Genomic DNA, 8,491 nt, shown 5'->3' on the forward strand with positions numbered 1-8,491 from the left:
CGTGCGGTCAGCGGTGCGCGCGGTCGGGCACGCGGGGGTGTCCGAACCGCTCGCGCAGGGTGAGGTCGTCGTACGTGGTGGCGGTCCGGCCGCGGCGCTGCAGCTCGGGCACGACGTGGTCGACGAAGCGGTCGATGCCACCCGGCAGGTACGGGAACTGCACGATGAAGCCGTCCGCTCCGCCGTCGTCCGCGAGTTCCTCGAGCCGGTCGGCGATCTCCGGCCCGGTGCCGGTGAGCAGGCTCCGCCGGTACGACCACGAGTAGACGTCGCGGGGCGTCGCCGGCCCGTCCGCGAGCAGGCGCTCGACCGCGGGCTTCGGCGACCGGGTCTCGTTCGAGGTGTCGAACTCCTCGGCGTAGTCGAACGGCACGTCGACGTCGCGCCCGGACAGGTCCTGGCCGAGCTGGTGCGACACGTCCTCGAGGATGAGCGCATCCGGGGTGAGCGCCAGGATCGCGTCCGCCTCGGCCCGGGCGTCGGCGGCGGTCTCCCCCACGACCGGCATGACCGAGGGCATGATCTTCACGGCGTCGGCAGCGCGACCGTGCCGGACCGCCCGGGCGCGCAAGTCGTCGACGAACCGACGGACGTCGGCCGCGGACCCACCCCGCGTGAACACGGCGTCCGCGGTGTCGGCGGCGAGCTCGAGGCCGGACTCGGAGCCGCCGGCCTGGAACAGCAGCGGGTGGCCCTGCGGCGGCCGGGCGATGTTGAGCGGACCGCGCACCCGGAAGAACTCCCCGTCGTGGTCGAGCCGGTGCAGCCCGTCCCGGTCGGCGAAGATCCCGGACGCGGCGTCCGCACGGATCGCGTCGTCGTCCCAGCTGTCGAGCAGACCGTGGACGACGTCGACGAACTCGCGGCCGCGCTCGTACCGGCGGGAGTGGTCGATGTGCGCGTCGCCGCCGAAGTTCCGGGCCTCTTCGTCGTAGCGGCTCGTGACGAGGTTCCACGCCGCGCGGCCCCGGCTGATGTGGTCGAGGGAGGCGATCGTCCGCGCCACGTGGTACGGCTCGTTGTAGGTGGTCGAGACCGTCGCCGCGAGTCCGATGCGGCTGGTCACCTGGGACAGCGCCGCGAGCAGGGTGAACGGCTCCGGGCGGAGCGCGCCGTAGTGGTCGACGCCCGACGGGTACCGGTCCCAGAAGTACAGGCCGTCCGCCAGGAACAGCGTGTCGAAGAACCCGCGCTCGGCGCTCTGCGCGATGTGGCGGTGGTGGCCGATCGTCAGGTGCTCGGCCGGCCGCGACGACGGGTGCCGCCAGCCGGTGACGTGCGCGCCGCCGGGGTGGAAGGCGAACGCACCGAGCAGGATCCGGTCGCTCATGCCGAGACCTCCGCCGTCCGGAGCGTGCTCGCCGGTCGCGCCAGCCCGAGGTGCTCGCGCAGGGTGTCCCCGCGGTACGCGCGGTCGTACACGCCGCGGCGTTCGAGCTCCGGCACCACCTGGTCGACGAACCGGTCCACGCTCACCGGGATCGACGAGAACGCGAGCATGAAGCCGTCCGCGGCGTCCTGCTCGTAGCGCTCGGTCAGCCAGTCCGCGATCTGCTCGGGTGTTCCGGGCAGGAACCGGCGCCGCAGGATCGTCCGGTAGACCTCGCGCAGCGTCGTGGCGTCCGCGGCGATGCGTCGGATCGACTCGCACACCGACTTCGACTGGGTGATCGACGACTCGTCGAAGACGTGCTCGAACGGCGCGTCGAGCGGCCGGTCGGACAGGTCGGTCTGCAGGTAGTGCGAGAGCAGGTCGAGCGAGACGCGGTCCGGCGTGAGCTCCTCGATCTCGTCGAGCTGGCGCAGCGCGTCCGCCTCGGTGTCGCCGATGACGGGCGACACGGCCGGCAGGATGAGCATCGACGACGGGTCGCGGCCGTTGTCGACGGCTCGGCGCTTGTAGTCCGCGTACAGCGCCTGCGCGTCGGCGAGCTCGTCCTGCCAGAGCGTGAACACGCCCTCGGCCTTCGCCCCCGCCAGCGCTCGGCCGGCCTCGGACGCGCCGGCCTGGAACAGCACCGGGTGCGCCTGGGGCGGACGGGCGATGTTGAGGGGTCCCCGCACTCGGAAGAACTCCCCCTGGTGGTCGAGGACGTGCAGGCCCTCGCGCTTGGCGAAGTACCCGGACTGCTTGTCGTGCAGGAAGGCGTCGTCGTCCCAGCTGTCCCAGAGTCCCTGCACGACGTCGACGAACTCGGCCCCGCGCCGGTAGCGCACCGCGTGGTCGAGGTTGGCGTCGCGCCCGAAGTTCCACGCCTCTTCGTCGGAGGCGCTCGTGACGAGGTTCCACGCGGCGCGGCCCTCGCTGAGGTGGTCGAGCGAGGCGAGCTTCCGGGCGACGTGGTACGGCTCGTTGTACGTCGTCGACACCGTGGCGGCGAGTCCGATGTGCTCGGTCCGCTGCGAGAGCGCGCCGAGCAGCGTGAAGGGCTCGGTGCGGATGTTCACGACGTGGTCGATGCCCGAGTCGAACCGGTCCCAGACGTAGAGCTCGTCGGCGATGAAGAGCGTCGCGAACCCGCCGCGCTCGAGCGTCTGGGCGAACCGGACGTAGTACTCCACGTCGAGGTACTGCTCCGGTTCGCTGCCGGGCAGCCGCCAGCTCGTGACGTGTTCACCGCCCGGGTAGAAGACCATCCCGCCCAGCACGAGGCCGCCGTCGCGCGTCATGCCGTCACCGCCTCTCGTGTCCGTGCCGGTGCGACCGGCCCCACCGTCGCCCCGATGCGCGGCGCGACGTCCTCCGCGAACAGCGCGAGGGCCTCGCGCCGACGCTCCTGGTCGGCGTAGCCGTGCTCGACCTGCACGTTGAGCTGCGTGGCGTACCGGGAGTACGGCTTCGACAGGATCGACTCGGCGATGTCCTCGGCGGTGCCGTAGTGCAGGTTCAGCGACGCGGCCTTCTCGGCCAGGGTCGACGCCGGGGGCAGGAACGACTCGCCCCACGCGTACTTCGCCTCGATGCCGGCACGGGCCTCGCGCAGCGCCGTGGCACGGTCACGGGCCGGGTAGATCGCGGTGGAGAGCGCCACCCGCGGCACCGCGCCGTCGGGCAGCGCGTCGAGGTAGGCGGCGGCGGTGACCTCGGCCGGTACCGTCTGGGTGGTGCCGACCAGGACCCCGTGTCCCCGGGTGGCGGCGATCGCAGCGCTGCCGGCGGTGAGGGTGGCGTCCCAGAGCCGGTCCAGCAGTGCGCTGCCGTCCGGGTTCAGTCGGGCCGTGCCGGTCCCGAGCGGCTCCCCGCGGAGCGCACCGAGCAGCGTGTCGAGCTGGGCGTCGAAGGCCGCCCGACGTGCCTCGTGCTCGGCGTGGGCGAGGTCCGGCGCGAAGACGTCGAGGGTCTCCGGGCCGCCGCCGTTCGCGACGCCGAGCTCGACCCGGCCGTCGCTGAGCGCGTCGAGCACCGCGGCGTCCTCGGCGACGCGGACCGGGTCCTCGTGCGGGAGCGTCACCGCACCGAGTCCGAGCCGCAGGGTCGAGGTGCGCTCGGCGAGGGCGGCGAAGAAGACGAACGGTGACGGCAGCCCGCCGCGGGTCGGGTCGTCGTCGTGTCGGAAGTGGAACTGACGGACCCACGCGCTCTCGTACCCGAGTCGTTCCGCGGCGGCGAACAGGTCCAGCTCGTCGCGGTACGCCCGGCTCGCCGGCGGCGCTTCCGTCCCGTGCGAGAACACCGCGATCCGCAGTGGCACCGAGGCCACGCGGGCGGCCCGTTCGACGTGCGTCATGGAACACTCCCTCGTCAGTGGAGTGATGCAAACACGCACCACCGACGGTCCACGAGCGGCGACGTAACGGAGCGTTGCGCGACGTCACACAACGTAGGAGTGCGCACGGACCGCGTCCGAGGAGCATGATCGCCCCGTGCCGCAGCCCGCCGAATCCGACACCCTCCGCCGTCGTCACCCCGCCCTGCCGGACCACCTCACGTGGGAGCCGAGCAGCCGCTGGGTCCGCGCCGTCGTCGACGGCCTGACGGTCGTCGACACCCGTGCGCCGATCCTCGTGTGGGAGGCCGGCCACAAGGTCCCCGAGTACGGGATCCCGCGAGCCGACGTCCGCACCGACCTCCTGTCGCCGGCGGACGACGCACCCGCACCGGGTCGGTCCTGGCGCCCGGTCCGACCGGCCCGACGCTGGTACCACCTCCGGCTCCCCGACCGGGTCGTCCCGCACGTCGCCTGGTCGTGGGACGACGACGGCCTCGACGGGTGGCTCGGCGTCTCGTGGACCCCGGGGGTCCTGGACGCCTGGTACGAGGAGGACGAGCGCGTCATCACCCACCCCCGTGACCCGCACAACCGGGTGGACGCGCTGCCGAGCAGCCGGCACGTCGTGGTCCGCGACGGCGACCGGGTGCTCGCCGACTCCCGTTCGCCCGTCGCCGTGTACGAGACCGGCCTGCCCACGCGCTGGTACCTGCCCCGCGAGGACGTCCGGTTCGACGAGCTCGTCGCCACCGACACCGTCAGCGAGTGCCCGTACAAGGGCCACGCCACCGCGTACTGGGGAGTCCGGCGCGCGGACGGCACCGTCGAGGACGTCGCGTGGTCCTACCCGGACCCCTTCCCCGCGGTGGTCGCCGTCCGCGACCGCGTCGCGTTCTGGGGTGAGCGGGTGGTCGTCGAGGTGGACGGCGTCCGCGCGTCGTCCGCAGTGGACCTGCGCGTCTGACGGACGGGAGGCACGGGTCGGGCCCGACCCGCGCCTCCCGTCCGGCACTGGTCGCGACCACCGCCCGGCGCACGTGTGCGCTGTCAGCGCCCACCGCGTTGACTGGGGTGTCGGTCGATCGAGGAGTGCGTGTGCTGGGACCTGAACTGGTGGTCGTGCTCGGCCTCGCCATCGCCCTGACGGCGGGCATCGCCGACCGCATCCGGGTCGCCCCGCCGGTGCTGCTGCTCGTCTTCGGCGCGCTGCTCGCCCTCGTGCCCGAGTTCGCGGGTGTGCAGCTCCCCGCCGACGCCGTCCTGCTGCTCTTCCTGCCGGCGCTGCTGTACTGGGAGAGCCTGACGACGTCCCTGCGCGAGATCCGGAAGAACCTGCGCGGCATCGTCCTGATGGGCACGCTGCTCGTCGTGGTCACGGCCGGGGCCGTCGCCGTCCTGCTCCACCTGCTCGGCATGCCGTGGGGTCCGGCCTGGGTGCTCGGTGCCGCCGTGGCACCGACGGACGCCACGGCCGTCGGGGTGCTCACGAAGATGCTGCCGCGCCGGAACGTCACGGTGCTGCGTGCCGAGAGCCTCGTCAACGACGGCACCACGCTCGTGGTCTACGGGATCGCCGTCGCGGTCACGGTCGGCACGCAGGAGCTCACGTTCTGGGGTGTCTCGGGCATGCTCGCGCTGTCCTACCTCGGCGGCGTGGCAGCCGGGCTGGTCGCGGCGTGGCTCGGCACGCAGGTGCTCCGGCGCGTCGACACGGTCGTCCTCGAGAACCTGGTGACGCTCCTCGTGCCGTTCGTCGCGTTCCTCGGTGCCGAGGCGATCGGGGCCTCCGGCGTCCTCGCAGTCGTGGCCGCCGGCATCGTGGTGAGCCAGGTCGGTCCGAAGCTCGACCGCGCCGAGACCCGTCAGCAGGTCCGCGCGTTCTGGTCCTTCCTGACGTTCCTGCTGAACGGCGCGTTGTTCGTGCTCGTCGGCATCGAGGCGATGGTCGCCGCCCGGGCACTGGAGCCCGCCGAGCTCCTGCGCGCCACCGGCGTGATCGCCGCCGTGTCGATCGCCCTCGTGCTCGTACGGTTCGCGTTCCTCAACGCTGCCGGCGGCACGGTGTGGCTCGTCACCCGACGGTCCGGCGGAGCACCGCGCGAGGGCCACCGGGACCGGCTCGTCAGCGGTTTCGCCGGGTTCCGCGGGGCGGTGTCGCTCGCGATGGCCGTCGCCGTGCCCCGGACCCTCGAGTCCGGCGCGGCCTTCCCCGACCGGGACCTCATCGTCTTCGTCACCGCCGGGGTCGTCGTCGTCACGATCGTCGGGCAGGCCCTGGTGCTGCCGGCCGTCCTGCGCCGAGCGGCTCTGCCCGAGGACGAATCGGTCGGCGAGGAGCGCCGCTACGCCGAGCGCACCGCGATCGAGGAGGCGCTCGACGCACTCCCCCGCCTGGCCCGCTCGACCGGCGCGGACCGTGCGACCGTGGAGCGGGTGCGGAAGGACTACGAGGCGCACCTCGACGTCATCCAGGCCCGTGAGGAAGAGGACGACGACCACCCGGCCCTGCAACGGCACGACACCGCGGTCGCCCTCGAGCTCGCGCTGGTCCGACACAAGGCCGCGACGCTCCTGCGGTTGCGGGACGCCGACGAGATCGACGACCTCGTGCTGCGGCAGGTGCGGTCGGGGTACGACGCGGAGGAGGCGCGGTTGAGCGGGGTCACCACGACCTGACGGTCTCGCCGGCGAGTACCCGGACGGGAGGCGCGGTGCCGGCTGGCACCGCGCCTCCCGTCCGTCACGTCCTACGACTCGTCGGCAGCCGCCGGTTCCGAGGCGAGCGCCTTCCGACGCTGCGCGACCTGGACCGCGATCGCCACCGGGACCGCCGCGAGGGCGAGTCCCCGCAGCCACGGACGGTCGAAGACGTGGCCGGACGCGTGGTCGAGGGACACCGGACCGGGGCCGCCGAGGGCGAACATCGCCGCCGAGAAGCCGAGGAACGCCGGGAACTCGAACCCGCCGTCGGCGTTGAAGAAGCCGTTCGGAGTGTGCACGCTCGAGGCGACACCCATGGTCGTCGCGGCACCCGCACCGGCGATCGGGGTGGCCAGGCCGAGCGCGAGGGCGGCACCGGAGCCGGCCTCGCCGATCCCGGCCAGGACGGCGTTGCGGCGGCCGGGTCGGAACCCCATCTGGTGCATGCCCTGGGCGGTGCCCTCGATGCCGCCGCCGCCGAACGCGCCGAAGAGCTTCTGGGAGCCGTGCGACACGAGGACGGCGCCGAGGGCGATGCGGAGCAGGGTCTTGGCGGTGACGGAAGCGGTCGTGGTGCGTGCGCTCATGCGTTTTCCCGGTGGTCGGTGGTCGGTAGCGGTGTCGCAGAACGTACGCCCCGCCGGTCCGGTGTGGACCGGCGGGGCGTCCCGCGATGCGGTGGTCGTCAGCTGGTGAGCTGGCGTCGACCGCTCACACGGACGATGACACCGGCGACGACGGCACCGACGATCGGGGCGACGATGAAGACCCAGAGCTGCGCGAGCGGTGTCGCCCCGCCGTAGACGGCCGCGGCGATCGAGCGCGCCGGGTTCACGCTGGTGTTGCTGATCGGGATGCTCACAAGGTGGATCAGCGTCAGGGTGAGCCCGATGCCGATCGGCGCGACGGCCTGGTACTCCCGCTTGGCGGTGATCGAGAGGATGACGGCGATGAAGACACCGGTCAGGACCGCCTCGGCGAGGAACACCGACCCGAGGCCGTACCCGCCGGGGCTCGCCGATCCGTACCCGTTCGAGGCGAAGCCCCCGTCACGAGCGGCCGCGAAGGCCCCCGGCTTGCCGGAGAGCACCGCGGCGATGATGCTCGTCGCGGCGAGCCCACCGACGATCTGGGCAACGATGTAGCCGGCGACGTGGCGGGCATCGGTGCGGCCCGCGGCGAGCAGACCGAGCGTGACCGCGGGGTTGAAGTGGCCGCCGGAGATGTGCCCGACGGCCGAGATCCCGGCCACGAGCGTGAGACCGAACGCGAGGGCCACGCCGAGGTAGCCGACGCCCTGCTGGTTGTCCGTGGCACTCGGGACGTTCGCGGCGAACAGCGCGGTGCCGACGCCGCCGAGCACGAGCAGGAACGTGCCGAACAGCTCGGACGCGTACCGGGCCACCGGCGACCAGGCGGCCGCGTCCTCGCGTCGCTGCTCGGACGTGGACTCGCTGACGGGTTCGTCCGCGGCGCGGTCGTGGTTGCGGTTCGCCATCGTGGTGTTCTCCGTTCGGTACGGCTGTCAGTGGACGCGGGTGGATTTGGCGAGGGTGGAGCGGGTGCCGCCGGTGAGGTGGACGAGGACGGGGATCTGCCGGCCGAGGGTGCGGTCCAGGACGGTGATGGCCTGGTCGACGGCGGTGAGGACGGTGACGGCGTCACCACCACGGCGGACCGCGACGCGGATGCGTGCGGCGCGTTGCCGGCGGACGAGGTACGTGTCGACGCGGGCGCTGATGACGTCGCGGACGCCGTCGAGTTCGTGGTCGACGACGTCGCGGACGAGGGCGACGTTGACGGTGACCTGGTCGTCGCCGGAGCGTTCCCGGACGGCGACGGACGTGCCGCCACCACCGCGGGTGAACACCCACACCAACGCCAGCACGATCACCACGGCGCAGACCGCGACGATGATCCACAGCGACGACGACGGCACGCTCAGCCGGTTCGGGAGCGTCACGTAGGGTTCGACGGCGTCGCGGACGGCGGGCAGGACGCCCGCGCCGATGGTGATGCCGACGATGACCGCGACGAGGCCGAGGACGAACAGGATGATCCGGTTCAGGGTCCGGTTGCTC

Annotated in this window: 8 protein-coding genes; 2 read left to right on the forward strand and 6 right to left on the reverse strand. The window is 72.8% G+C overall.

From position 1 onward, the window contains the following. Window positions 1-7: 7 nt before the first annotated feature. Genes BM028_RS14170 through BM028_RS14180 form a run of 3 tightly spaced genes read right to left on the reverse strand, consistent with a single transcriptional unit; the run spans window position 8 to window position 3,728 of the window. A complete protein-coding gene (locus tag BM028_RS14170) occupies window positions 8-1,330 on the reverse strand; it encodes an NtaA/DmoA family FMN-dependent monooxygenase (RefSeq protein WP_092387244.1) in 1,323 nt (440 codons plus the stop codon). Beyond that, a complete protein-coding gene (locus BM028_RS14175; RefSeq protein ID WP_092387246.1) occupies window positions 1,327-2,670 on the reverse strand; it encodes an LLM class flavin-dependent oxidoreductase in 1,344 nt (447 codons plus the stop codon). Before BM028_RS14175 ends, BM028_RS14170 begins: the two co-directional genes overlap by 4 nt. Beyond that, window positions 2,667-3,728, reverse strand: a complete 1,062-nt coding sequence (locus BM028_RS14180) for an LLM class flavin-dependent oxidoreductase (protein ID WP_070418888.1) — start codon at window positions 3,726-3,728, stop codon at window positions 2,667-2,669. The genes BM028_RS14175 and BM028_RS14180 overlap by 4 nt, the downstream gene beginning before the upstream one ends. Before the next feature lie 136 nt (window positions 3,729-3,864). Between BM028_RS14180 and BM028_RS14185 the strand changes: the two genes are divergently transcribed. Together BM028_RS14185 and BM028_RS14190 are read left to right on the forward strand one after the other, a co-directional pair. Further along, window positions 3,865-4,674: a DUF427 domain-containing protein gene (locus BM028_RS14185; protein WP_092387248.1), complete on the forward strand. Its 810-nt coding sequence runs from the start codon at window positions 3,865-3,867 to the stop codon at window positions 4,672-4,674. A gap of 131 nt (window positions 4,675-4,805) precedes the next feature. Further along, a complete protein-coding gene (locus BM028_RS14190) occupies window positions 4,806-6,386 on the forward strand; it encodes a Na+/H+ antiporter (protein WP_092387342.1) in 1,581 nt (526 codons plus the stop codon). A gap of 71 nt (window positions 6,387-6,457) precedes the next feature. On the opposite strand, the gene BM028_RS14195 is transcribed toward BM028_RS14190, so the two are convergent. From BM028_RS14195 to BM028_RS18585, 3 genes are all read right to left on the reverse strand, one after another. Continuing rightward, entirely contained in the window at window positions 6,458-6,997 is a 540-nt protein-coding gene (locus BM028_RS14195) for a DoxX family protein (protein ID WP_092387250.1), read from the reverse strand. A 98-nt stretch (window positions 6,998-7,095) separates the two neighbouring features. Continuing rightward, window positions 7,096-7,908: an aquaporin Z gene (gene aqpZ / locus BM028_RS14200; RefSeq protein WP_092387252.1), complete on the reverse strand. Its 813-nt coding sequence runs from the start codon at window positions 7,906-7,908 to the stop codon at window positions 7,096-7,098. A gap of 27 nt (window positions 7,909-7,935) precedes the next feature. Further along, window positions 7,936-8,491: hypothetical protein (locus BM028_RS18585; protein ID WP_092387254.1), on the reverse strand; the 556-nt coding region annotated here is incomplete at its 5' end.

The organism is Curtobacterium sp. YR515, from assembly GCF_900113095.1.
Classification (GTDB): Bacteria; Actinomycetota; Actinomycetes; order Actinomycetales; family Microbacteriaceae; genus Curtobacterium.

What these genes read in the sequence shown, in the direction of transcription:
- BM028_RS14175 (WP_092387246.1), bottom strand. Translation starts at nt 2,670, where the DNA reads ATGACGCGCGACGGCGGCCTCGTGCTGGGCGGGATGGTCTTCTACCCG.
- BM028_RS14170 (WP_092387244.1), bottom strand. Translation starts at nt 1,330, where the DNA reads ATGAGCGACCGGATCCTGCTCGGTGCGTTCGCCTTCCACCCCGGCGGC.
- BM028_RS14195 (WP_092387250.1), bottom strand. Translation starts at nt 6,997, where the DNA reads ATGAGCGCACGCACCACGACCGCTTCCGTCACCGCCAAGACCCTGCTC.
- aqpZ (WP_092387252.1), bottom strand. Translation starts at nt 7,908, where the DNA reads ATGGCGAACCGCAACCACGACCGCGCCGCGGACGAACCCGTCAGCGAG.
- BM028_RS14180 (WP_070418888.1), bottom strand. Translation starts at nt 3,728, where the DNA reads ATGACGCACGTCGAACGGGCCGCCCGCGTGGCCTCGGTGCCACTGCGG.